General features: G+C 57.0%; 22 protein-coding genes and 3 pseudogenes. 15 read left to right on the top strand and 10 right to left on the bottom strand.

Annotated elements, in window-relative coordinates; genetic code table 11:
* Window positions 1–76 precede the first annotated feature (76 nt).
* Entirely contained in the window at window positions 77–679 is a 603-nt protein-coding gene (gene wrbA / locus ACEN8Z_RS14730; RefSeq protein ID WP_442099351.1) for an NAD(P)H:quinone oxidoreductase, read from the bottom strand.
* A 283-nt stretch (window positions 680–962) separates the two neighbouring features.
* Between wrbA and ACEN8Z_RS14725 the strand changes: the two are divergent.
* The 3 genes and pseudogenes from ACEN8Z_RS14725 to ACEN8Z_RS14715 all read left to right on the top strand — a co-directional run.
* Window positions 963–1,058, top strand: a pseudogene (locus ACEN8Z_RS14725) (DNA adenine methylase); the annotation flags it as partial.
* Between the two features lie 878 nt (window positions 1,059–1,936).
* Window positions 1,937–2,185: a hypothetical protein gene (locus ACEN8Z_RS14720; RefSeq protein ID WP_495594646.1), complete on the top strand. Its 249-nt coding sequence runs from the start codon at window positions 1,937–1,939 to the stop codon at window positions 2,183–2,185.
* A gap of 509 nt (window positions 2,186–2,694) precedes the next feature.
* Window positions 2,695–2,866: pseudogene (locus tag ACEN8Z_RS14715) on the top strand (amidohydrolase); the annotation flags it as partial.
* 20 nt (window positions 2,867–2,886) lie between these two features.
* Here ACEN8Z_RS14715 and ACEN8Z_RS14710 read toward each other — a convergent pair.
* The 3 genes from ACEN8Z_RS14710 to ACEN8Z_RS14700 all read right to left on the bottom strand — a co-directional run bounded on the left by ACEN8Z_RS14710 (window position 2,887) and on the right by ACEN8Z_RS14700 (window position 6,431).
* Entirely contained in the window at window positions 2,887–4,239 is a 1,353-nt protein-coding gene (locus tag ACEN8Z_RS14710) for an SLC13 family permease (RefSeq protein ID WP_495594645.1), read from the bottom strand.
* A 171-nt stretch (window positions 4,240–4,410) separates the two neighbouring features.
* Window positions 4,411–5,205, bottom strand: a complete 795-nt coding sequence (scpB, locus tag ACEN8Z_RS14705; protein WP_116265340.1) for a methylmalonyl-CoA decarboxylase — start codon at window positions 5,203–5,205, stop codon at window positions 4,411–4,413.
* On the bottom strand, window positions 5,202–6,431 hold the full coding sequence (locus ACEN8Z_RS14700; RefSeq protein WP_495594644.1) for a CaiB/BaiF CoA transferase family protein: 1,230 nt from the start codon (window positions 6,429–6,431) through the stop codon (window positions 5,202–5,204). Before ACEN8Z_RS14700 ends, scpB begins: the two co-directional genes overlap by 4 nt.
* Window positions 6,432–6,612: 181 nt before the next feature.
* Between ACEN8Z_RS14700 and ACEN8Z_RS14695 the strand changes: the two genes are divergently transcribed.
* Entirely contained in the window at window positions 6,613–7,557 is a 945-nt protein-coding gene (locus ACEN8Z_RS14695; protein WP_495594643.1) for a LysR substrate-binding domain-containing protein, read from the top strand.
* Window positions 7,558–7,798: 241 nt separating this feature from the next.
* Window positions 7,799–8,605 carry a hypothetical protein gene (locus tag ACEN8Z_RS14690; protein ID WP_495594642.1) on the top strand — a complete coding sequence of 269 codons (807 nt, stop codon included), beginning with the start codon at window positions 7,799–7,801 and terminating at the stop codon, window positions 8,603–8,605.
* A gap of 142 nt (window positions 8,606–8,747) precedes the next feature.
* On the opposite strand, the gene ACEN8Z_RS14685 is transcribed toward ACEN8Z_RS14690, so the two are convergent.
* Window positions 8,748–9,044 carry a DUF7660 family protein gene (locus tag ACEN8Z_RS14685; RefSeq protein ID WP_495594641.1) on the bottom strand — a complete coding sequence of 99 codons (297 nt, stop codon included), beginning with the start codon at window positions 9,042–9,044 and terminating at the stop codon, window positions 8,748–8,750.
* A gap of 241 nt (window positions 9,045–9,285) precedes the next feature.
* Here ACEN8Z_RS14685 and msrA point away from each other — a divergent pair, with 241 nt between their 5' ends.
* The 3 genes from msrA to ACEN8Z_RS14670 all read left to right on the top strand — a co-directional run bounded on the left by msrA (window position 9,286) and on the right by ACEN8Z_RS14670 (window position 13,236).
* Window positions 9,286–9,792 carry a peptide-methionine (S)-S-oxide reductase MsrA gene (gene msrA / locus ACEN8Z_RS14680; RefSeq protein ID WP_495594640.1) on the top strand — a complete coding sequence of 169 codons (507 nt, stop codon included), beginning with the start codon at window positions 9,286–9,288 and terminating at the stop codon, window positions 9,790–9,792.
* A gap of 394 nt (window positions 9,793–10,186) precedes the next feature.
* A complete protein-coding gene (locus ACEN8Z_RS14675) occupies window positions 10,187–10,801 on the top strand; it encodes a protein-L-isoaspartate(D-aspartate) O-methyltransferase (RefSeq protein WP_495594639.1) in 615 nt (204 codons plus the stop codon).
* Window positions 10,802–10,803: 2 nt separating this feature from the next.
* On the top strand, window positions 10,804–13,236 hold the full coding sequence (locus ACEN8Z_RS14670; protein WP_495594638.1) for an SAM-dependent methyltransferase: 2,433 nt from the start codon (window positions 10,804–10,806) through the stop codon (window positions 13,234–13,236).
* Window positions 13,237–13,605: 369 nt separating this feature from the next.
* Here ACEN8Z_RS14670 and ACEN8Z_RS14665 read toward each other — a convergent pair whose 3' ends face one another.
* On the bottom strand, window positions 13,606–14,685 hold the full coding sequence (locus tag ACEN8Z_RS14665) for a saccharopine dehydrogenase family protein (protein WP_495594637.1): 1,080 nt from the start codon (window positions 14,683–14,685) through the stop codon (window positions 13,606–13,608).
* A 195-nt stretch (window positions 14,686–14,880) separates the two neighbouring features.
* Here ACEN8Z_RS14665 and ACEN8Z_RS14660 point away from each other — a divergent pair, with 195 nt between their 5' ends.
* On the top strand, window positions 14,881–15,684 hold the full coding sequence (locus ACEN8Z_RS14660; protein WP_495598129.1) for a type 1 glutamine amidotransferase domain-containing protein: 804 nt from the start codon (window positions 14,881–14,883) through the stop codon (window positions 15,682–15,684).
* Window positions 15,685–15,798: 114 nt separating this feature from the next.
* Window positions 15,799–16,725, top strand: a complete 927-nt coding sequence (locus ACEN8Z_RS14655; protein ID WP_495594636.1) for an acetoacetate decarboxylase (ADC) — start codon at window positions 15,799–15,801, stop codon at window positions 16,723–16,725.
* Window positions 16,726–16,740: 15 nt separating this feature from the next.
* Here the strand turns inward: ACEN8Z_RS14655 and ACEN8Z_RS14650 are convergent, their stop codons facing one another.
* The gene (locus ACEN8Z_RS14650; RefSeq protein WP_495594635.1) at window positions 16,741–17,220 is read right to left on the bottom strand and encodes a MerR family transcriptional regulator; all 480 of its coding nucleotides are present in this window, start codon (window positions 17,218–17,220) and stop codon (window positions 16,741–16,743) included.
* A 238-nt stretch (window positions 17,221–17,458) separates the two neighbouring features.
* Here ACEN8Z_RS14650 and ACEN8Z_RS14645 point away from each other — a divergent pair, with 238 nt between their 5' ends.
* Both ACEN8Z_RS14645 and ACEN8Z_RS14640 read left to right on the top strand, forming a co-directional pair.
* Entirely contained in the window at window positions 17,459–18,289 is an 831-nt protein-coding gene (locus ACEN8Z_RS14645) for an alpha/beta fold hydrolase (RefSeq protein ID WP_495594634.1), read from the top strand.
* A 397-nt stretch (window positions 18,290–18,686) separates the two neighbouring features.
* Window positions 18,687–19,124 (top strand): GNAT family N-acetyltransferase, encoded by a 438-nt coding sequence (locus ACEN8Z_RS14640; protein ID WP_495594633.1) that lies wholly within the window; start codon window positions 18,687–18,689, stop codon window positions 19,122–19,124.
* Window positions 19,125–19,308: 184 nt separating this feature from the next.
* On the opposite strand, the gene ACEN8Z_RS14635 is transcribed toward ACEN8Z_RS14640, so the two are convergent.
* Entirely contained in the window at window positions 19,309–19,854 is a 546-nt protein-coding gene (locus ACEN8Z_RS14635; RefSeq protein ID WP_495594632.1) for a DinB family protein, read from the bottom strand.
* Window positions 19,855–20,357: 503 nt separating this feature from the next.
* Here ACEN8Z_RS14635 and ACEN8Z_RS14630 point away from each other — a divergent pair.
* Together ACEN8Z_RS14630 and ACEN8Z_RS14625 are read left to right on the top strand one after the other, a co-directional pair.
* Window positions 20,358–21,542, top strand: a complete 1,185-nt coding sequence (locus tag ACEN8Z_RS14630; protein WP_495594631.1) for a hypothetical protein — start codon at window positions 20,358–20,360, stop codon at window positions 21,540–21,542.
* Between the two features lie 308 nt (window positions 21,543–21,850).
* Window positions 21,851–22,237: a hypothetical protein gene (locus tag ACEN8Z_RS14625; RefSeq protein WP_495594630.1), complete on the top strand. Its 387-nt coding sequence runs from the start codon at window positions 21,851–21,853 to the stop codon at window positions 22,235–22,237.
* Between the two features lie 448 nt (window positions 22,238–22,685).
* Here ACEN8Z_RS14625 and ACEN8Z_RS14620 read toward each other — a convergent pair whose 3' ends face one another.
* Window positions 22,686–23,171, bottom strand: coding sequence for an ester cyclase (locus ACEN8Z_RS14620; protein WP_007992653.1), 486 nt, complete (start codon window positions 23,169–23,171; stop codon window positions 22,686–22,688).
* Window positions 23,172–23,240: 69 nt separating this feature from the next.
* On the bottom strand, window positions 23,241–23,666 hold the full coding sequence (locus ACEN8Z_RS14615) for a hypothetical protein (RefSeq protein ID WP_495598205.1): 426 nt from the start codon (window positions 23,664–23,666) through the stop codon (window positions 23,241–23,243).
* A gap of 28 nt (window positions 23,667–23,694) precedes the next feature.
* Between ACEN8Z_RS14615 and ACEN8Z_RS14610 the strand changes: the two are divergent.
* A pseudogene (locus ACEN8Z_RS14610) lies at window positions 23,695–24,075 on the top strand (IS5/IS1182 family transposase); the annotation flags it as partial.
* Window positions 24,076–24,201: the final 126 nt, after the last annotated feature.

Below are 24,201 nucleotides of genomic sequence, written 5' to 3'. Positions count from 1 at the left end.
CAGCGCAGCCGCGTTGTGTGCTTTTTTGTTTGCCAACCGTCGCACCAATCATTTGAAAGTGCTAGTCCATCACAGATTAACCCGCGAGCTTTATTGCAAGCTCAGCGACGTGCTTACCCTGGAAGCGCGCAATATCCAGTTCATTCTGTGACGGTTGTCGTTTTCCGTCGGCACCTGCCAGGGTGGTCGCGCCATAGGGCGTACCGCCGGTGATCTCGCTCATGTTGGTCAGTCCTGCACAGGAATAAGGCACACCCACGATGACCATCCCCTGATGCAGGAGTGTGCTGTGGAACGACGTAATAGTGGTTTCCTGACCACCATGTTGGGTTCCCGTCGAAGCAAAAACGCTGCCGATCTTCCCAACGAGAGCACCACTCATCCACAGTCCGCCGGTCTGGTCGAGAAACGTACGCATCTGTCCTGCCATATTGCCAAAGCGCGTCGGTGTGCCAAAGATGATGGCGTCGTAATTCGCCAGTTCGTCAGGTGTCGCGACCGGTGCCTTCTGGTCGAGTTTGACGCCGATGGCAGCTGCCTGTTCGGCCGGGATGGTTTCGGCGACACGCTTGAGCGTCACATCGGTGCCGGGTACGGATCGTGCGCCTTCGGCCACTGCGCCAGCCATCGTTTCGAGGTGACCGTACATTGAGTAATAGAGAACAAGTACCTTCGCCATGATTTTTTCCTCGGTTCAGAACCATTCGATCGGTTTGAAACACCTTGGATTACCCCGCCGCCGATGAACGACAGCGTAGGCATAGCGCCGGATGCCCCATGAGACTGCTGAGACTTTGACGGCGTGCTGACTAACACTAGCAGCTCAGTAGTTTGCCTGCCGTCAGACATGGCATGGCATGGCGCTTCTGAGCAGAATCGTAGCCATCGCCCTTTAAGCGTGATGTTCAATGCGATGCCATGTAACCGTCTGGCCTCCAATTGAGGCACCATGCCTTCGCTGACAACGCCTGTCTGGCACCTACATGGAAAACCTGCCCTGGCTGGACTGCGCTAAACGCTACGACCGCGCCCATACCTTTCACTATATGGACCCGCCGGCATCAACTACCCCCCGGACATCCGCCGGGTCTTTGAAGGCTTTGAGGAAGCGTGGGTCGCCGCTCCTCAAGAGTCTTGATTTAGGTTGACTGACTTCCTCAGGGCGTGAGGCGGCCCTCCGTGAGAGGCAGAAACCGGACTTTCTGTTTCCGCTCCTGTCACACCTTCGTCACACTCACTGTGCACAATGCGATCAGCCAAATGGATTTGGCCCATCTACAGAGAGCCCGGCCTGATGCCGGGCTTTTTCGTTTTCCAGCCCTACCGGCGCTTCTCATGGATGGCCTTGATATCCCCTCGTTCGTCCAGATACTGAATCGAACACCTGAACCTGCAGATACCTGACCGGATCCACCCGACATGTACGGGAAAGCGGCAAAAATGCTCCACAGCCGCAATATCGAGCCGACGTTTCGTCACCTGATCCAGGTTCTGCTCTTGGTTTGAGAGGCCGATCGGCTAATGCCAGTCAGTTAAGCAATTTCAGGCGCGACACCCTTTGTAGCAGCTGCCGAGCCCGCGAGGCTGCGTTCGGCTGCATAGCAGTCGTGAGTCCAGCTGACGCGGCCTGCCTGACGTACCGCAATGACTGATTTTACGACTGCTTCGCAGCCGAACGCAGCCTCGCGGGCTCGGCAGCTGCTACAGATCGCATTAGCGCTTAACTGATCGGCATTAGGCCGATCGGCCTCTTTTTTTCCTGCAGCAAGAGGTCGGGTCATGCGCCAAGGTATTCAGGAAGTGACCATGGGTGAGGTTTTACGCCAGGAACGGATGGTGTGAGTTGTTGCTGCTCAGTTTGCTGGAGCGGCATGCTTCACCGGTCAAATTCCCGAATCAGTAACTGCCCCGTCCGCGGATCGAACTGACGCACAAAGTGAACGTGCCTGGAACCGAAGGGCTGATTGCTGAACCCGGGCCCTCTTATCACCTCGAAGCTGTTCACCCGGTGGATCGGTATGAATTGCCGGTTGTGCATTGGTACGAAATGCCGGTTGTCCATTGGCACGAAGCGCTGGTTGAGTACTGGCACGAATTGCCGGGTTTGCATTGGTACGAAGTGCTGGTTGTGTATTGGCACGAAATGCCGGGTTTGCATTGGTACGAAGTGCTGGTTGTGTACTGACACGAAATGCCGGTTGTGCATTGGCACGAAATGCCGGTTTCCCGTATGAAACGAGCCCCTGTGGAAATTGTGGAATTGCCCGCATTGCTGTGGCTGCCCACTGACCAGAACGGCCGGATGAGGATTTAGACCGGGGCCGCCACTGCTGATTGCCTCCAGCGAGAGGTTGCTTGCCAGAAGCCCCGCGACCAAGAGCAGGAGTTGCTTGAAGATACGCATAGCGCCACCTCCGACGGTCCCCCCCACACTGAATTATAGTCGGCCATGGACCCCGGCCTGGCCTTGGCGCTGAAGTAGACATCTAGCCAAACGGCGGGTGAGCAGAAAGTAATAACCTTAAAAACCACCTTGATATTCATCGTGTTACAGAGCGAATGTCCTTATTTTTGGTTCTTCACGCAATCCCGGGAAACTGTAGGAGCCAGCCTGCTGGCGATGAACTCAAGTGCGCCGTGTTTATCCAGTTCACCCGCGTCATCGTTAACGAGCATCGCCAGCAAGCTGGCTCCTTGTATGTTGGGGCAACGCCTGCAGACCAGAACATGCAGAAGGTCCCGAACAACCACAGCCCCCTACTTCACCGCGGACGATGCGACCCTGGCTACAGGGGTGAAGGCGCATGTCCGGTTTGTGCTGAATTATCCAGGGCGGGGGGCGGAAAAATTGAGTCCGTCCGGCTGACCAGGGCCTGACCCGATAGCTCAGAGCCCCCCGGGCACCACCAGGGTCAACCAGGCAACACAGGGTCCCACCAGGGCAACCACCGCGCTGTAGATCAGCAGGCTGCGCAACACTTTTTCTCGCTCTTGCGGGGGGGTATTGGCAACCACCAGCGCACCATTAGTGGAGAACGGACTGGTGTCGACGATAGTGGTGGAAATGGCGATAGCCGCGACCACGCCGACCGCACTGATGTGGCCCTGGCTCAAGAATGGCACGGCCAGGGGAATGATCACCCCTAGCAATGCCGTGGACGAAGCGAAGGACGAGATAATTGCGGCAGTGAAGCACAGCAGCAAAGCGACCAGCAGCGGTTCACCCAAGCCGGAGATGCCATGGGCGACATAGTCGATGGTACCGATGGTCTGCATCACTCCGATGTAAGTGATGATCCCGGTGATCAGCAGAACAGTCGACCAGCTGACCTTGTCAATGGCCGCCTTCTGCGCCTTGGGCGCGAACATGGCCAGGACCACCGCGACCGTCATGGCCACCAACCCGATATTGAACTTGAACACTAATGCCGAGATCGCCAGGGCCAACAGCCCGACCAGCGTCGACAGCTTGGCCCCGTCCAGGCCGCTGAGGGCCTGTAGCGGCGCACCGGCACCCGTCAGGTCAGTACGATGATAAGCAGGGGACGCCGGCGTACCGCCGTGGCCAAGAATGGCCAGCGATGCACCAGCAGCATGCAACTCGGGACCGGGCAGGACCGCCACCAATGACAGGCGAGCGCTACGTAAACCACCGAAGACTACGAATACCACCATGGCAATCCCCAGGTTGAACAGCAGGCTGGCGATGAACAGAGTGAACGGTGCATAAGGCAGCCCGGAGGACGCAACGATCTGATTGGTTATGCCACCGAAAATACTCACAGGGGAGAAACTGCCGCCTTGAGCGCCGTGAATCACCATCAGTCCCATGAGCACCGGGTTGATGCGGTACTGCACGGCGAAGTTGAGAGCAATAGGCGCGAGGATCGCTGCCACCGCAGGGCTCAGCGCACCGAAACCGGTGAGCAGCGCCGCCACCACGAACATCACCCAGGGTATCCAGGCGACATGGCCACGCACCATCAACACTGCCCGTTCGATCAGCCAGTCGATGGTGCCGTTGTTCTGGGCGATGCCGAACAAATAGGTGACACCGACCAAAGTCAGGAACAGGTCACTGGGAAAGCCGGCGAAGATGGTCGCCGATGTCATGTCCATTATCACCGAACCGACGATAAAGGCCGCTGCGAACGCCAGCGCGCCCATGTTGATGGGCAACACGCTAGCGATGCCGAAAATGACCACCAGCACTAAAATTGACAGAATTTCATTATTCATTTCAATCTGACTCCCCGCATTCGGACGGTCCCGCAGGTACCGTCCTTGTTGTTATTTTTTCGGGATGTTTAGCAACCGACTCACGTCGGGCCGGGCGTGCGCCGAAACGAGGAAGCGTGCCTTGCCTGCGTAGCCGGTCGTACAAACACAGAAGCTTTCAATTCTGTCGTGCTAATTGCCATTGAATGCGGCTGGCCGGCGCTCGGCAAAGGCTGCCAGTCCTTCGCCAAAGTCAGCACTTTCGCAGGCTTGTCGGCGCAGTTCGGCAATCTGCTCCATCGCCTGCACCGGAATCGGTTGCAGGTCTTCGAGGATACGCAGCTGTTCCTTGACCGCCGCAACGGCCAGCGGTGCTTTGCTGGCGATGCCGTGTGCCAGTTCCAGCGCGGTCGCTTCCAGCACATCAGTGTCGACCAGTCGATTGACCAGACCAAACCGCTCTGCCCGCTGCGCATCGAGCTTCTGTGCAGTGAAAAACATCTCCTTCAACACATGAATCGGCAAGTTGTTGAAGAAGCGCAGCAATCCACTGGTGGTGTACGGCAATCCAATGTTCACTGGAGTCATGGCAAAGCTTGCGCTGCGGTCCGCGACGACCATGTCGCAGCTCATTACCAGATCCACCGCGCCGCCCCACACCGAGCCGGACACCAGGGCAATCACCACGCCGGGATAGGCGCGGATGCGGCGCAATACCTGTTCGAGCGGTTTGCCATAGGCAATCGGGTCGCGGTCGTGTTGCAGTTCGCGGATATCGTGGCCGGCACTCCACACGGATTGGCCGACTTCGCTGCCGAGGATCACCACCGGGATGCGTTGTGACGCCAGGGCGACGAGACTTTCGTCGAGCGCCGTCAGCAGCTGCGCGCTGAGTGCATTGCGCTGTGTGGGGTTGCTGAAGACCAGCCGCGCGATGCGTTCATCGACCCGGTTGACGGTCACGGTTATGGAAGAGGCTGGATTCATTGTGTAGCTCCTGTCGATTGCGCGCCGGTCATGTCATCGGAGTTCTGGAACACTATTTTCGCGGCGAGCAATGCGTTGATTGATGCAGTGTCGAAACCGGCTTCGCGCAATACTTCGACGGTGTGTTCGCCAAGCAGTGGCGGCGGGCGGCTGACAACGCTGTCAGTGTCGCAGAACACCGGGGTCACTACCTGACGCAGTGCACCAAGTGTCGGATGCGTGAGTGTCTCGGTCAGTTGGCTGTGCAGCACCTGCGGATCGTCGAAAACCTCATCGAGTGTGTTGATCGGGCCGGCGGGTAATCCTGCGTCGACGAACAGCGAGGTCCACTCGCGTTTGCTGCGGGTTTTCAAACGACTTTCCAGAATCTCTCTCAATTCATCACGACGTTCGACCCTCGCTTCATTGGTGGCGAAGCGCGGATCGTCCGGCAGCTCGGGCAAATCGAGCAGTGCGCACAAACGCCCCCACATGGGCGAGGTGATCGGCGCCAGATTGAGCGGGCCATCCTTTGTCTGGAATACGCCGTAAGGTGCAATCACCGAATGGGCGTTGCCGGTGCGGCGCGGCACATCCCCCAGGCTGAGGTAGCGTTGGCCGTGCACACTCAGCAACCCGACCAGACTGGCCAGCAGCGACGTGCTGACATGTTGGCCGCGCCCGGTGCGCTCACGCTCGAGCAGCGCGGCCAGCACCGCTGTCACCAACCACATGCCCGAAGTCAAATCGCCGATGGCGGTACCGGTGCGTGTCGGGTCGCCATCGACGAAACCGGTCAGGCTCATCAGCCCCGAGTAGCCTTGGGCGATCTGGTCGAAGCCCGGCCAACTGCTCATCGGCCCGTCGGCGCCAAAGGCGTTAATGCTGCCCATTACCAGTCGCGGATTGCGGGCGCTGAGCACCTCATAACCGAGGCCCATGCTTTCCAGCGTGCCAGGCTTGAAGTTCTCGATGACGACGTCGGCGTCATCGATCAGCTGCTGGATGGTGGTCAACCCTTCGGGATTGCGCAAGTCAATGCACACGCCGCGCTTGTTGCGGTTACACGATAAATAGTAGGTGCTCACGCCCCGGTCGAAAGGGCCCCAGGTGCGGCTCATATCGCCAGTCGGGCCGGGCTCGATCTTGATCACATCGGCACCGAGGTCTGCCAGCACCATGGTGCAGAACGGCCCCGACAGTGCGCGACTCAGGTCGACGATTTTCACGCCTTGCAAAGCTTGCATGGGATTCTCCATTGAAGGGTTGAATACGGGCCATTGCGCCAAGGCCTTTGAAGCGCTACTCGCCTTCGACGACCGTGAGCGCTTCGTGTTGTGAGACGAGTCTAGGCGCCGTATCTCATATCCTTCAAATATGATATTCCTCTAAACTCATCGGAAAATCATATGGCTTGGGAGGGTACACATGGACCTGCGCCAGTTGCGGTATTTCATCAAGGTGGTCGAGTGCGGGAACATCACCCGCGCCAGTGAAACGCTGCATATCGCGCAGCCAGCCATCAGCCAGCAGATGCGCAACCTGGAACAGGACATGGGCATGCAACTGCTCGAGCGCAGCGTGCATGGCGTTGTTCCCACGGCGGCCGGGCAAACGCTTTATCGGCATGCCATCGAACTGCTGCGCCAGGCCGACGGCACCCACGAACTGCTGCGCCAGGACGCCGAATTCCCGCAAGGCAAAGTCTCGGTCGGCATGCCGTCGAGTACGGCGCGTATGCTGGCAATTCCGCTCGCGCGCACGATTCGCAGCCGTTATCCGGGCATCAAGCTGGAATTGATCGATTCTCCGAGCGCCGAACTCGGACGTCTGATTACGGTAGGGCGAGTGGCACTGGCGGTGAATGTCGATGTGGTCGAAACCCGGGGCATGGCTTTCCGGCGGCTGTTAACCGAAACGCTGTACCTGGTGGCGTGGCCGGAATTTCCATTATCGGATGAACCGGTGTCGATTGAGGCATTGGCGAAGATGCCGCTGGTGCTGCCCTGTGCTCCGAACACCATTCGCAGTCGGGTCGAATTTGCACTGCAGGAATCCGGCCTGAAATGCGAGGTTGAATTCGAAGCCAATTCCACCGACCTGTTGTTCTCAGCCGTCAAGGCGCAGCTCGGTGTCACGATCCTGCCGTGGGCCGCGGCCCATGTTGAGCTTGTGCAACACAGGCTCAAGCTGGCCAGGATCGATCATCGACTGTTCAAGCGGGATCTTTCGCTGTGCTGGCATGACACGGTTGTAGAGAGCAATGCCGTGCAGAAGGTCAAGTCGACCATTTTCGAACTGTTCGAGGAATTCGAGCGGCAGCCGGGGTGGGCAGATGAACAGGTCAAAGAAAAGAACCTCCAAGACTACTGACGGGCTGCCTGGGTCGGTTGAAGCTCTTCGCGACAGGCAGTAATCGGCCACAAGCAGACACTTTTCAGCCCTGATGAAGTCGTTGACTCACAATACCCTGTGACTTGATGGAGCACAGATATTGCGCAAATTGTCTATCCTGAACTCGCACGCTGAACACTTGCATTGAAGAATATGAAATCCCCCTAGGCCGTAGCAATTAGCTTCCTTTAGCTCAACGTTAGGGTTCGGAGAGTCAGCAATGAGCAATCACAACATGCAAAATCAGACTACTCCAGAGAAACCTACCCACACACCCAATGACGGAAACGCAATTGTTTCTGAACCCGCTTACACCCCGAACGCAGTTCATTTAAAGGTCCGCTTACGAAATATTGCGTTGTCAGTCACCTTCCTAATCTATGGAACATTTGGAGTGGTCACCGACAATTTTATGATTCCCACCAAGCGTGGGGTATTAACACTGTATGGCTACCCAGCATGGATCATGTATGGAGCGCTGCTGTGTCTGGTGGCTAACCTGACTGCGGTGATCATTGATCATTACGACACGCGAAACAATGAAGGAAGATACAAGAAGCTTGAAGCGTTTGTGCGAAAATTTGGATGGACACTGTTTGGTCTTGCATTGATTCTACATCTCGTAAAACACGTCCAAGATTACGTATGTGAGGATAGAGTAATCCTACAAACGACCAGCGAAAAAGTTGGACTTACTGCAATCGCATACAATCGCTACTGCGCCTTGCATAACCCTCTCAATGACATCGAACCGCTACTACAAGTCTCTGTTATTCCTGCAGACTCTATTCTCCCGGTGAAGTTTAAAATTGCTGCAATAATGAATTTTACAGATATTGTTCGCATGTACTGGAATGGCAATAAGTTGACCCTTGAGTACCGCCCGCGTCTAGATAAAAAAGGCAAGAAAGCTCTTCCAGAAGTCTACAGTGACTCACCCGTTCCGGTTGAGCTTATTAACGTGAGCCCTAACCCGGTGGTGCAGGGGACGCGCCGCGATAAAGCTGCACAGAAACCCGGACCTTGAACGTTATTGAATGACCGCTTTTTTGCCGTTTTCTACCTGGTGCAACAGGCTTCTATGGGGCGCACGCTGCCCTTCGCGACAGGCACCGATCGGCCAGAAGCGGACTGAATGAGTTTCTCGATTCGCTCTGAAGGAAGAGCGCTCACTCATAAAACTTGCCAGCAAGCAAAATGGTTGCGCAACGCAGCCATACGTTTGATACCGGAGCGTTCGACAGAGAGCTGTTGCTACTGGCGGTCGCCCAAGCAGCAGTTGACTCAAGAAACGCATCTACAGTTCCATTTTCCCACCCCAAGGCGCCGGGTCCATAGGGGGGTGATGGCGTCGTCTCCTCTAACACACGCTCATTGGCAAAATCAGAACCAAGAGCCTCGATAAACCCAATGAACGATTGCTCATCGTTTACGCTTTCCAACAACTCATCAAGATCTACAGGCATAGGCATCCTTGCATCGGCGGATTGTCGAAAGAGTTCTGGCCGGCATGCTCCTATGCGGCTAGATGAACAGTCAACCTTTACTACCGCCAGCGTCCGCAATGGGTCGGATTCAGCCGGTCGTGGAAGGCAGAGATCGGCCAACTACAGTCTTTCCCGTTCTGTTTGCGCGAATCCTTGGAATTGGCCAACACGCCCTCATAACAATGGCTATACCCAACTCCTCCGAGAGGAACGACAGACCATGACCATTCAAACCGAAACTGCCATTCTCGCCGGAGGTTGCTTCTGGGGCATGCAGGATCTGCTGCGGCGCTATCCCGGTGTGCTGCACACGCGGGTCGGGTACACCGGCGGCGATGTGCCGAATGCCACCTACCGCAACCATGGCAACCACGCCGAAGCCATCGAGATCGTCTTCGACCCTGCCGTGATCAGCTACCGGCAGATCCTTGAGTTCTTCTTCCAGATACACGACCCCAGCACGCCCAACCGTCAGGGTAATGACCTGGGCCCCAGCTATCGTTCGGCGATCTACTACCTCAGCGAACAGCAACGCGACATTGCCGAGGACACCGCTGCCGATGTCGATGCTTCACACCTGTGGCCAGGACGGGTTGTCACCGAAATCGAACCGGCGGGACCTTTTTGGGAAGCGGAGCCGGAGCACCAGGATTACCTCGAGCGTATACCGAATGGCTACACATGCCACTTCATCCGCCCGAACTGGAAGCTCCCCAAACGCGCCTGAGAGTCGTGCTTGTGAAGCGCAGAGGTGACCACTTCTGGCCGGTTTCGGCCAGTCGTGGAAGGCAGAAATCGGCCACTAGCTGACAATCGCATTCACTTTTGTATCACCGCATGGACTGGCTGGGTGCTATCAGTGCAGTTACGGGTTGCGATATTTTCTCAGGCAGTCGCCGCAGCCCGGTTTGGTCGCCGGCCCCTCCCCCGGGCTTGCCGAGCCAGCCCGCCGGCCATACGATTCGACTATTCCTCAGGCGGATGAGTCATTGTGAAGCCGGTGATGCTCCTGACGCGCATCCTGGCGCCTGCCATCGCTCTGGCGCTGGCATCCCGCCGGCCTGCATGCCGACGACCCGTTCGCGCCGTTGCGCGACGCCATGGTGCGGGAGATCGCCAACATGTCGTCCGTCACCCGCGACGAAACCGGCAGGGTCGAGTTTGCCGCGCCGGTGATGGCCGCGATGGCCAAGGTGCCACGCCATAAGTTCGTCCCGCCCGACGAGGTGCCCTACGCCTACGAGAATCGCCCGCTGCCGATCGGCTACGGCCAGACCATCTCCCAGCCCTACATCGTCGCCCTGATGACCGACCTGACACAGGTCGGGCCCGGCGACGTGGTACTCGAGATCGGCACTGGCTCGGGTTACCAGGCGGCGATCCTCGCCGAGCTGGCGCAGGCGGTCTACACGATGGAGATCATCGAGCCGCTGGCGGTGCAGGCCGGGGAGCGCCTGGGCCGGCTGGGATATGCGAAGGTGCAGGCCCGGCTGGGCGATGGCTACCACGGCTGGCCAGAGCACGGGCCTTACGACGCCATCCTCGTCACCGCCGCCGCCAGCCATGTGCCGCCGCCACTGATCGCCCAGCTCAAGGCCGGCGGACGGATGGTAATCCCGGTTGGCGCGCCGTTCATGATCCAGTACCTGCTGCTGATCGAGAAGGCCGGCGATGGCAGTGTGTCCACCCGGCAGATGCTGCCTGTGCGCTTCGTGCCACTGGTCGGAGGCGGTTGAGCATGCATTCGCCGCCATTGCTCGCCCTGGCGCTGCTGTCTGCCTCCGCGCTCGGCTATGAGGTGCTGCTGCTGCGACTGCTTTCGATCATCCAGTGGCACCATTTCGCCTACATGATGATCAGCGTCGCGCTGCTCGGCTATGGCGCTGCCGGCACCGCCGTGGCGCTGGCGCGACCTGTGCTGGCGCCGCGCTTCCACAGCGTGTTCATCGGCGGCGCGGTGCTGTTCGGGCTGAGCGCCATCGCCTGCTTCAGCCTGGCCCAGCAGGTTCCGTTCAATCCCCTTGAGATCCTCTGGGACGCGCGGCAGTCGGCGCGCCTGCTGATGATCTACCTGCTGCTGTTCGTACCGTTCTTCTGCGCGGCGGTGTGCATCTGCCTGACCTTCACCTGCTTTCAGGAACAGATTCATCGGATCTACGCCTTCGACATTCTCGGCGCCGGCGTGGGCAGCCTGGCGATCGTCGCCGCGCTGTTCGCCCTGACGCCCGTCGATGCGCTGCGGCTGCTGGGCGGCACCGGCATCGCCGCCGGGGCGCTGGCCGGCATGGCTTGCACGGGGCATAGGCACTGGCTTGCGCCGTTGCTGCTGGCGGCGGCAGTCGCGGTCCCGGCCGGCGTGCCCGGGCGCTGGATCGCCCTGTCGCCCTCCGAGTACAAGGAACTGAGCCAGACGCTGCGTATAAAGGATGCGCGCGCAATCGCCCAGACCTGGAGTCCGCTGGGCCTGCTCACGGTCGTCGACAGCCCGACCATTCCCCTGCGCCACGCGCCGGGCCTGAGCCTCAACGCGACGCAGGAACCGCCCGCACAACTGGCCATCTTCACCGACGGCGACGGCCTTTCCGTGCTGAACCGCTATGACGGGCGCCGGGAGCCGCTCGCCTACCTGGACTACCTGACTTCAGCTCTGCCCTATCACCTGCTGCGGCAACCCCGCGTGCTGGTGCTGGGCAGCGGCGCCGGCGCCGATGTGCTGCAGGCGATCTACCACGGCGCCAGCGCGGTGGATGCCATCGAACTGAACCCGCAGGTGATCGATCTGGTCCAGCGCCGCTTCGCCGACTTCTCCGGCAAGCCGTACAGCGCGCCCAACGTCCGTGTGCTGATCGGCGAGGCGCGCGGCCTGGTGGCTTCGCGCAGCGAGCCTTACGACCTGATCCAGATCGCCCTGTTGGACTCCTTCGGCACCGCCTCGGGCGGCCTGCATGCACTGTCCGAGAACTACCTGTACACGGTGGATGCCTTCGCCGAATACCTGCGCCATCTCGCGCCCGGCGGCCTGTTGGCCATCACCCGCTGGGTCACCCTGCCGCCCCGCGATGTTCCCAGGCTACTGGCCACCGCAGCCGCGGCCATCGAGCGCGACGGACAGGCCAGCGCGGCGCGCCGCATCGTCATGATCCGCGGCTGGAAGACCGTGACGCTGCTGGTCAGCAACAGGGATTTCGACGACGCCGGCATTGCCGCGTTGCGGGAGTTCTGCCGGGCGCGCTCCTTCGACCTGGCCTACTACCCCGGGATGACCGTGGCCGAGGCGAACCGCTACAACCTGCTCGACCGGCCCTGGTTCTTCGAAGCGGCGCAGGCCCTGCTGTCCGGCGAACGCGCGGAGTTCCTGGCACGCTACAAGTTCGACGTGCGCCCGACCACGGATGACCGGCCGTATTTCTTCCACTTCTTCAAATGGAGCTCGCTGCCGGAACTGCTGGCGCTGAAGGAGCAGGGCGGCCTGTCAATGCTGGAGTGGGGCTATCCGGTGCTGATCGCCACACTGCTGCAGTCCAGCGTGGCCGCCGCGCTGCTGATCCTGGCGCCGCTATGGGTGGCGTGGCGGCGCCAGCGGCGCTCTCGGAGTGCGGCTTTGGTCAGGTTCGAACTTCGGGTCGTGTCCTACTTCGCCGCCATCGGCTTCGCCTTCATGTTCGTGGAAATCGCCTTCATCCAGAAGTTCACCCTTTTCCTCAGCCACCCGTTGTATTCGGTGGCGGTAACGCTCAGCGCGTTCCTGATCTTCGCTGGCCTCGGCAGCCGTTACTCCGGCCGGCGGCGGGGGGACATTGGAACGAGTGTGGGGCCCCGTCATCCGCTCGCGCGGCCAGTCCTGGCGATCTGCGCGATCGCCCTGCTCTACCTGATCGCCCTGCCCCCGTTGTTCCAGCTGCTGGCGCCGGTGCGGACCCTCGCCAGGTTCGGTATCTGCGCCGCGCTGGTAGCGCCGCTGGCGTTCGCCATGGGCATGCCGTTTCCGCTCGGACTCGGGCGCGTCTCCGCGCGCGCCGAAGCACTGGTGCCGATCGCCTGGGGCGTCAACGCCAGCGTATCGGTGGTAGCGGCCGTGCTGGCGACCCTGCTGGCGATCCACCTGGGCTTCACCGTGGTGTTGCTGCTGGCGTTGCTGCTGTATCTCGCGGCGGCGGTCGCATTTCCCTGATCGCGGCGGTTCGGAGCGAAACGTCAACAGACCCAGGTGAGACGAATGGCCTGTTGGAACGCCGCTTGCCGCAGTTCACACGTCTCGCCGTGTCGAGACGCGAGGGTGACGCCTTTCCTGCTTCGAAGCTAAACATTTGAAAATGTGGACGTGTGCGTCATGCCAAAGATGAGAGGTTCCGTGCCGCAAGCAATTGGTTTTGGCCGACGCAGTCGAGTCGTCAGAGGTGGCTTTCATCCCAAAGCTGCCGGTGGTGACCGGCAGAAACCGGCCAAAAACGGACGTTCAACCATAAGCGGCGATTTGAACTTGAAAGGTTTATGAAGAACTCGATCCACTGCTATTTAGCTCCATGTTGGCTCCCAAGTGCTATTCGACTTTCAAATCACCTGACCCTGGCAAGTGCGTCACCAGATCGGCACCCAACAACCGCGCAGGCGTGTAGGCCCCACCAGTCGGTCGCATCCATAACAGGTAGTCGACCACGGCCAACGCAGCGTCGACCGTCAAGCTGTAGACGTTTGCAGTGTGCACGCGCGCAACCTTGCGATCTCCACGAGCGTTACGGGCTTCGCCCCATACATAGGTGCCTTGATCTGCACGTTTTTCCTCATCCGGACCGACCACTGTCTTGCCGATGCGTGCCTTGAGCTGCCTCTGCACGAACGACAAACCCAGCAGCGGACGAATCAAATTGGCAAATCTGGCACCGCGAATCATGCCGGCAGAACCCGGTATGAACACTTCAATATTGACAATGCCGGTGGTGTGATAAGCCGTGGAAACGTCGCCCCAGGGAATGGTCATGGCCAGTTTCTCTCCGGCGCCGAAGTCGATACGACGGACCCGATATGCCAGCGGTACCGACACGATTTTCCCGTCGCGGCGTACCTTGCCGCCCTGCGCCATGCCTTCGATTGAAGTCTTGGCAGTGCCGGGCGAAAAGCTGGAGCGCGAATCAAACCCCAGCGCCAGATGCGTTGCATCCGGCAGCGCGTTTTTCAGTGCCGCGGCGACACAGTCAGTGGGGATCACATCAAAGCCGACGCCGGGGCAAATCACCACGCCCGCCGCACGCGCACGCTCATTCAGGGATTGGGCATGTTCGAATACGGCAATCTCGCCGGTGATGTCCAGATAGTGCGCATGGGCACGCAAGCAGGCCTCCATCATCGGTGCGGCGGTCGCTGAAAATGGTCCTGCGCAATGCAGGACCAAGCCATGCCCCTTGATCTGGGCAAGTAGCCGCGCCTCGTCATCCAGTCCGAACACCCGGGCTTCAAGGCCCAGTTCACGGGCCAGGACTTCGACCTTGTCGCGGCTGCGTCCTGCCAACACCGGTCTGAGTCCACGTTTGACGGCATCTCGAGCGATCAACTCGCCGGTATAACCGTTGGCGCCGTAAATCATCCATTTCATCTGCGTATCCGGGTTGTCTTGCTGACTCATGCGTTGCTCCTGACAGGATTGATGGCGAGCGTTGTTGCCTTGCTCAATCAGCGTCAGACGCTAGCGTTAAAGTCAGGTTGAGGGTCAAGCAAAAGTGTGCGAGTAGCCGCGGCATTTTTTTGCAGCAGCGGGGGTTGACCTTAAAGTGAGGTTTAAGGTCAGCATGCACGGACCCGCATGACTGTCGGACCCTGGATGATGTTGAAAACCTTTATTTCCTGTGCGTTGGTATTGATAGGCGGTGCATTCATGACTTTTGCAAATGCTGGGCCGGCCCCTTCCACGGTTGTTGCAAAAGATCGCCAGATACTGGTGATCATGACCAACCACGCCAGCTATCCCTCACGAACCGATAGCACGGGCTTGTGGCTGACCGAACTGACCCATTTCACCGATGTGGTGGAAGCGGCCGGCTACACGACGGTTTTTGCCAGCCCCAGGGGCGGCGCTGTGCCTCTGGACGAGCGTAGCCTCGGCTGGCTTTACATGGACAAGGCTGCCCGTGAGCATTTGCAGTCCCCTGCCTTTCGCGCTCGCCTGCAAAACACGATACCGATCGCCGAAGTCGATCCGTCCCGGTTCAGCGTCATCTACTTCACGGGAGGCCACGGTGTTATGTGGGATTTCCCCAATAACCCCGACCTGCGACGCATCGCCGAAACCATCTACAACCAGGGCGGCATTGTATCGGCCGTCTGCCATGGTGTAGCGGGACTCCTGGATCTGAAGGATGAACAAGGCCAGTTGATCATCAAGGGCAAAAACATCACCGGATTCTCTGACCGCGAAGAGCTGTTCTCGGGCATGAAGAGTCAGGTGCCCTTCTTCCTTGAGGACAGGTTGGTGAGCCAGGGTGCGCGTTACCGCAAGGGCTGGCTGCCGTTCACGTCATTTGCCATCACCGATGGGCGGCTGATGACCGGCCAGAACCCTCAATCACCCAAGGCCGTGGCTGAGGCCGTGATGGCCGTGCTCTCCGCCGGCAACGTAGCTCGCTGATCCATCAAGTACACCCATCACCTGGAGAAAGACCGATTGAAACTCGCAAGCGCCGTTTTAACAGGATTACTGTTCAACACTTTTGCCAACGCTGCGTTGGCGGGGACGCCTGAGATGCCCAGCCCGACCGACACAACCACAATCGATATCGCAGGCCACCAGGTGCCCGTCGTCAAGGGCGGCCTGTACGACCGTTTTCGCTCCAACCCTCCGTTGTCGGTGATTGCAGCAGAAGTACCGGGCGTTGATCTGAGCTGGTTCAAGGGATTGGAGAAGAATAAGGTCGACATTGGCTTTGAGTCGTACTCGCCAAACTTTTACTACCAGAACAGTCGCGTAACGGCTGTTTATACGGCGGATCTGGACCGGCTCCGGGCACTGATGCCACCCGAAGTACTGGCAACCGTGCAGCCGCTGCAAGTCTGGCCAGGTCGCGGCTTGATCGCGTTCACCGCGTACACCTATGAGCACTGCGATAACGACGCCTACAACGAGGTGGCCGTGTCGATCATCACCAACAAACCTGGCAAAGCCAATCTGGGTCCGTTCACGCTGATTGGCCAGTCGATGTCTGGAGATTTCTGGGGTTATGTGCTCAAGCTGCCGGTTAATACCGAGCTGGCGAGGGTGCGTGGTGTCGTCGGTTACAACCTGCCGAAATGGCTGACCGGCATTGACCGCAAAGAGGATGCACAATCGGTGGTGTATGACATTACCGACAGCCAGACCGGCAAACTGGACGTGTCCTTCATAGCGAAGAAGCTCGACGACCTGTCCCGCGATGTCGATATCGTCACCAGCAGTTTCACCAATCTCGATCACCAGGGCCAACTGGCCTATGGGTACGCTGTTTCCCGCCAGCTCAGCCATGGCTCCAGCCGGGACGCGGATTCGGCCACCCTCACGCTGGGCGACGGCAGTCTGTCGAACTACCTCCGCTCCCTGAAGCTGGGGAAAATGATGAAGTACGAATATGTGCCTGAGTTTCAGAGCGCGCTCTATGCGCCAAAACCACTTGCCACCCTGGTTGGCGAGCGCTGAAACCTGTTGCGCCTGTCAGGCCTCGGAAGCCTGACGGGCTGTTTTTTTCCTGGGAGACGCTGCATCACGGCGGCCTGAAGTGGATGTCACGCCCTCATCGCGCAGACGATGCAACAGCAATTGCGCATTGTCCGCACACGCCATGCCCTCGGGCTTACCCTCGATGCCCTTGATGACCAGCAGAAGTTGCACCTTGTTCTGGGCCAACCGCTGCTGCAGGACTTCGATTTCCTCAACCTTTTGCTTGAGGCCACTGAGCAACTCTTCGTGCTGCCAACCACTCGCATTCATCGGCATCAATTGGCGGATTTCTTCCAATGAAAAGCCCGCCGCCTGCGCGCCGGTGATGATCTCCAGAACCCACTGGGTGTCAGGCGCATAATCGCGATAACCATTGGCTTTACGCTCGACCGATTTGATCAGACCACTCGCCTCATAAAAGCGGATGCGTGACGGCGCCAACCCGCTGATTTTCGCCAGTTCGCCTATTCTCATATCCACCTCGATAAACCTATTGACCTTAAAGTTGACTTTAAACCTAAAGTCATCGGGCGACCAAGTAGCTCGGCTGCAATGGGTTGCTCAGCCGTCATGGAACTCAGGGGGCAAACGGAAACCAATCCAGAATCACGCCCTCTGAACCGCCTATTGGATGGGCTGCACTTTGTTCATTCAGGGCCTTGATCGAAACACGATTCGGTTTAGGCCTTCACTTCATTCAGGAGATGCGAACATGGGGTATGTCACTACGCGAGACGGTGTTGAGATCTTTTACAAAGACTGGGGGCCGCGCGATGCCCAGGTCATTTTTTTCCATCATGGATGGCCACTGAGCGCGGACGATTGGGACGCGCAAATGCTCTTTTTCCTGGCCAACGGCTACCGGGTTGTTGCACACGACCGACGTGGTCACGGGCGCTCCAGTCAGGTCTGGGACGGACACGACATGGATCACTATGCCGACGACGTCGCGGCCGTGGTTGATCACCTCGGTGTACAAGGCGCAGTCCATGTCGGCCACTCCACCGGCGGGGGTGAAGTCATTCATTACATTGCGCGCCACGGCGAAGACCGAGTGTCGAAGGCCGCCATCATCAGTGCCGTCCCACCGCTGATGGTCCAGACCCCGAGTAATCCTGGCGGCCTGCCCAAGTCAGTCTTCGACGACTTGCAGGCACAACTGAAGGCCAACCGCGCACAGTTCTACCACGACGTTCCAGCGGGGCCTTTTTACGGCTACAACCGCCCAGGTGCAAAATCGTCTGAGGGCATCATCTGGAACTGGTGGCGGCAAGGCATGATGGGTTGTGCAAAGGCACACTATGACGGGATCGTGGCTTTTTCTCAGACCGACTTCACCGAAGATTTGAAGAGCATCAAGATCCCCGTTCTGGTGATGCATGGTGATGATGACCAGATCGTGCCTTATGAAAATTCCGGGGTTCTGTCAGCCAAACTTCTGCAAAACAGTACGCTGAAAATTTACCCGGGCTTCCCGCATGGAATGCCTACAACCAACGCCGATACGATTAACGCCGATCTGCTGGCATTCGTGCGGAGCTAAACAATGGAGGGCGGGTAAACATCCCGCCCTTACCCTCTTCCAGGCCACTAGATCTACGCGTTCAGATTTAGCTGAATGCCCTCAAAACTGCGCTACCTGAATAACCGCTGTTGGCCGTTTTTGACTATCGCCACCGGCAGCAATGGGTCGGTTTCAGCCGGTCGTGGCAGGCAGAAATCGGCCAAAAGCAGACCATGGACACGCAGCTAATACTTCAGTAATGTGCAAAAAACATGCCGCTTCCCCCTTCTTGATGCTGCGTTTACAGACTCGATTTTTTGATTGCTCAAGGGATTACGCATGAAGATGGAAAGTTATGCGACATCGCATGTCGCAAAATTAATTGTCATGCCAAAAGCCGTACGGCACCTCAAAGTTGAATGATAGGAGCAATAAAGTGGAAATCAAGATTGATATATTGGATTCTCCAACGGAAAAGGATCAAGGAGTTCTGAATAATAGGTTTTCAGAATATCTTCGAATCCAATATCCAAATCTACCGCCAGAATCGGAAGATAAAACATTTATGGTGGTTGCACACGATGAAGTAGGCGACTACATCGGTGCAATAAGCTGTAATTGTTACTGGGATGGCTTAGAAATTGACACCTTTTGGGTTAAGGAATCTCATCGCGGTAAAAAAGTAGGCTCTATGCTATTGGAAAAAGCAGAAACGATTGGCGCCAACAATGGGGCAGTAGTTGCATTCTTAAAAACCGTTGATGCTAAACAGTTCTATGAGCGGCATGGGTATGAGATTTATGGTGTTCTTGAGGATCGACCAATCGGGACTAACCTGTATCATTTAAAGAAACGGCTAGTAAAACATGCATAACAACTGGTTCAAACCGTTCGCTTCGCTCACTGGCACGGGCTAAAGCCCGCCCCTTAACCAAATGCTGGTCAGCGTCCGCATTGGGTCGTTTGCCGTCACTCGGGTTCGACAACCATTCCGGATGGCTGCACTGTTTAGCCGACCCGATCTGATGTGACAAAACCTGTTCCAGCGCTGGGATTTTCTACTGTGTGCGGGGCTCGGATGGAATGAGGACGACCAGATCCGTATTACCTATGTCGACACCCGCTTGTGAAAATAAGGTAGTCACTTGCCCACGGTGATGCGTCTGGTGGTTGAAGAAATGCATGACCAAACCATAAAAGTTCTTGTCGGCGGGCACTCCCGTCATGCTTGTGTAATTGAGGGTGTGATCTAAATTCGCCTCTGTAATGGAGCAAGACCACTCGATAATGATCCTGTCGAGCCACACTCGATGTGCCGAAAGTTCTCGGATATTTGAGAATGTTAACTGGTCAAGGCTTTTGGGGGCAGGAAGCTGCCGAATCGGCTCCAGAGCCAAGTGGTTCGCCGGGTGCTCGGCAAATCGCTTGAGCCAGATAGTGTCCCCGGCCACTAAGTGGTTCAACGTCCCGAGAATAGAACCAAAGAATGCTTTTCTATTCACTGAAAGCTCTTCATCTGGCAGGCTTTTGGCTGCCTCATAAATCTTTGCGTTCATCCACTCGTTATAGGTCGCCATCAAGCAGATATGGCCGGTGCGGCTCATTGTGTTCATCCTTTTAGTGAATATTTGATCAGCGGTCCACGCTCATCTTGAAACCCCGTCTAGTACTGGGCTTCGTTGTGTTCAGTGTGGCGCAACAGAGTGGCCTCTCTTGCTTGGAGCATGCGTGTAGCCCGGCGAAAGGGGAATGGAAATGGTCGTGTCGAGTGGTGAGGGCATCAAAAAACTGCCTTAACTGCGTTATGGATTGATGAATAGTCTGTGGGTGTGCGTTGAATTGCGCTACCCCGATGTCCGCTTTTGGGCCGTTTTCTGCATGTCTCCACCGGCAGCTATGGGTCGATTTCCGTCAGTCGTGACAGGCAGAGATCGGCCAAAAGCAGCCGGTGGACGGAGCGATGGAAAAGAGTAGCTATGCTTGGTTTGCTGACGGAAATGATCGAGCCAAATGGGCTTCCGTTCTGTGAAGGCGTTATAACCTCACGTGAGGTGTCGAATATTTCTTGCGACTTTGGACCCAAGCCTTGCAGGAGTCCCCTCATTTCATGGCGAAGCTAATAGCCTTCACAGCGTTTCTACTGGTGGGGATTCCTCTCGAACAAGCCGCTGCCGGAAATGCAGCGCTGCGAATATTCTGGTCAGAAACCATTCCTGAAGGGAGAAACACGCAAGACGCTCTCGCTATTCGAGGAATCTCGCTCGACGCCAGCGGTTCAATAGTCGCGCTAGGAAATAAAGGGGTATCGCAATCGATTCTCTTGCGGCCCAGCGAAGCAGGTCCTGGATCTATCATTGAACTAGCAACTCAAGGGCAGGCCTTGCACATTGTGCAGGGCCCCGCTGAGACCCTTTGGCTTGCCGGTCTAACAAACAGGCGAATGTACGTCCCCGGCGGAACGATGGCAGATGCCTATCTCGGAAAGCTCGATCCACAGGGGCGAATCGTTGCGGAATACTCTTTTCACTCGTTCCGATTTCGCTTCATCAAGAGTGTGACCTCGCTCGATTCAGGCGAATTGGTCGTCGCGGGTAGTGACGGTGCTGAAAATTGGCTGGCGGCCGTATCGACTCAGGGCAGGCTGTTGTGGCAACGAAGGTTAGGACTCGGACAAGGGGTGGCGGTTTCAGCAGTAGGTGACCAAATCGTAGCGGCCACCATTGCGGGTAGGCGCGAGGACGACAACAAAAAATACTGGGACGATGTGAATGTCCTAAGTGTTGACCGCACGGGACACGTGATTGGCTGGCAAACGGTTAGAGCGAACATCAACAGCCATTTTGGATTACATTACGGAACGGTTGCGATGGTAAAGTCACGAACTGCGTTTTATGTACTATCGAGTTGGCACGATACTCAGAGCGTGAAGCCGCTGGAAATCACAAAACTCTCCCTCGACGGTTCTATCTCCTGGCGCAAGGAGCTTTCGCACTCAATATCGCAGGAGAGGAATAAAACCTGGAGATCCTGCGATCAAGGGCAGATGGCTCTTGAAAATGACGACCTCTTGGTCGTGTGTTCTATCGAAGCGCAGATTCTGGTTTTTCGGCTCGACGCAAAAAATGGTGATGTGACAGTTATGTCCGTACCATTACCCGAATGCCATGAAGGCCGGCCGGCTGCGCTCTTTCCGGTGCATAGACAGAATGGGGTGATCTGGATTTTTGGTTCCAGGCCGGACAGTAACGTCGGAAAAAGTTGCACGTGGCTTGGAGAGCTATCGCTTCCATGACGTTTATCTGCCTGGTTTTGTAGACACCTCGAAGCCTTAAAGTTAGGTCATCAGGAAGTTAACTGCCCCCCCGTCTCCCTGGACAAGGAGATGTCTGACGGGCAGCTATGGGTCGGTTTCAGCCGGTCGTGGAAGGCAGAACCGGCCACAAGCAATCGGCGGAAAGTGGCGAATAGGTGGTGTCCTGCTACCCTCTTTATCGTAGTCGGGCTTACGGTTATCCCTGTCAGATTACCCTCCGATAGATCTCGCGCTTACCGCGACAAGAAACGCGACATGGCATGTCGCCTAATAGAAGTTTGGTACCTATGAGCCAGAAATCAAAATTTAAATTTATCGATCTGGTTTATTTTACCGTCATGGTTTTTATACTCCTTGGCACATATATTTTTCTCCTAAAGTCTGGGTTTTCGGAAAGTGAATCTAAAAAGTATTCTCTTCTCATTCTAATTGCAGCATGCCTGCTGTATTTAGTGGCTCTGTATATAGCGATGAGAGTAAAAATCAAAATTGATGCGGTCAAATGGAGTAAGGAGTTTAATAATGCATCTGACGAAAGAAGAACGGAAATGTTAGAGCTTTCCGCCAATGAACTTGACAAAGAGTTTGATCGTGCTGTTAAGGCAGGCATTATTTCTGTTACTGAGTTGGAGGAAATTAAGAAAAAAGCGGAGGCAAGCCGTGGCGCGCCCTGAGCCTTCAAACTACGCGAGCTGGTACGCGATACTGAACCCCTCCTCCGGCGGCCTGAATCGCCCCTGATTAAATAGACTCTCGGGAGCGACCGCTTTTGGCCGGTTTCTGCCGGTTCCCACCGGCAGCTTCACGCCCTGAAAAAGTCGGTTTGCCCAAAACACTCGAATGTTGATGGGTGAAAACACCTCTTTTGCACGCTGCAACGCAAAATCCGAGCCCGGAATCCTCTGTTCAAAGTAAAGACTTCAATCTCAAGCGCATACTTTTCTGCCGTAGAAACCATGGCCGACTTTTTCAATAGAATCGGCCAGAAGTGGAAGCTCACAACTGCAAACAATAAGCCCACTCCTTACCAGATCACTGCCTGCTTTGCGTAGGGGCAGCGTTTGCAAGGAGCAAAAACGAGCCCAGCCAGTGGGCTCTTTTTTTTTGCAGGCAGTGTTTGAATTACCAACCCAGCTGCTTGTTGAACGACAGCGCATCATAGTAATCATGCTGTGTCGCGATCTTGCCGTCCTTCAACCGAATGAAACTGACGCCCTTGAAAGACAACGGCTTGTTGGTTGCTGGCGTTTCAGGTGCCCAGGCACCGGTATTGTTCCCATCGAACTGCCATTCAAAGGCAATGTTGTCGCCGTCGATGACCGGCTGGCCAACCATCTTCCACCTCAGATCGGGCACCGCATCGATAAAGAGTTTGATGACCTCGACCCTGGCCGTTTCCCTGCCGACTTTAGGAACCCCTACCGAGGCGTCCAGAAATTCCCCGTTCTCGGCAAAATATTGTGCCGCCGCGTCCGGGTCGTGTTTGTTCCACGCGCTCATGTAAGCGTTGATGACGTCTAGGGTGTTCTGTTTGTCCGCTGCAACCGAAAACTGGGCAAACAACAAAAAGGCAAGAATGCTGGCGATGCGTAGCGATATCCGATGCATGGTATTTCCTCTTCGATTATTGCTGTTGTGGGAGAGTCGGAAAACAGTTTTGCCCAGGCATGCAGCGACCTATCGCGGCACCGGCAGCTCAACCAGCGACCACTCGATCGACAGCGGTTTGAGCTTGTGTACTTTGGCGGCAGCAGAGCGGCTGGCCATGTTGCCGACGAACCAGTTCGCCGAATTGGCCTCGACCGAGGCTTCGCCCGTCAGCTTGGGGCGCGTGAACCAACGCATGCCCCGTAGTTGTAGAAGCTTTCGCTTTGCCGGTTGAAGTTCAGCATCATTGGGGCGACTTTTCCGCTCGAGGGGCGGTAGTACCACTCCAGGAACAGCTCTTGATCGGCGAGTTCCCCCCGGTTCCAGCACGACACCGGTCCCATTAATATAGTTGTTGTTTTCTGACAGGCGTTCTTCGATGGTCGGTTGTAAAAAAGCCAGGTCCTTCGACGTTGGTTTTTTGCCTTCGGCGCCAAGCGCGCTCCAGACCGTCACCACTTCTTCGGCCAGCGTATTGAGTTGCTCGATGGCCAGGCAAGCCCGCGAGGCGATGGCGTCAGATACGTTGTCGGTAGTGGCTGACCGAGGTTACTTCAAAAGCGAACAAATCCTGGCTTGTCACGATGCCGGCATCACCGTCTATGTGTCCAAGCCGATGACCTCTGGAGCCAAGGCTGACGGGCGTTTCAATAACGATGCCTTCATCTATGACGCGGCAAAAAACGAATACATTTGCCCCGCTGGCGAGGCGCTGATCTGGCACTACTCCTGCGTTGAAAAAGGCCTGAAGTTGCATCATTACTGGAGTTCGAACTGCCAGGGCTGCGCGTTGAAGTCGCAATGCACGCCGAGCACGGAACGACGAGTTCGACGCTGGGAACATGAAGACGTATTGGAGGATATGTCTACGATTCCTGGAAAACTCAGACTGACGCGGATGCAAGGCAATTCCGCCTGCCAACTTTCAACCTGATCGCCCCACCTGAGCGGGATCTTTATCAGATCTTTATTCCTCTGCCCCCAATCCTTT

The sequence above is a fragment of the Pseudomonas sp. Pseusp10 genome, assembly GCF_059492225.1.
Note: the sequence above shows the minus strand (reverse complement) of the source record. Positions and strands in the feature narration are given on the sequence as shown.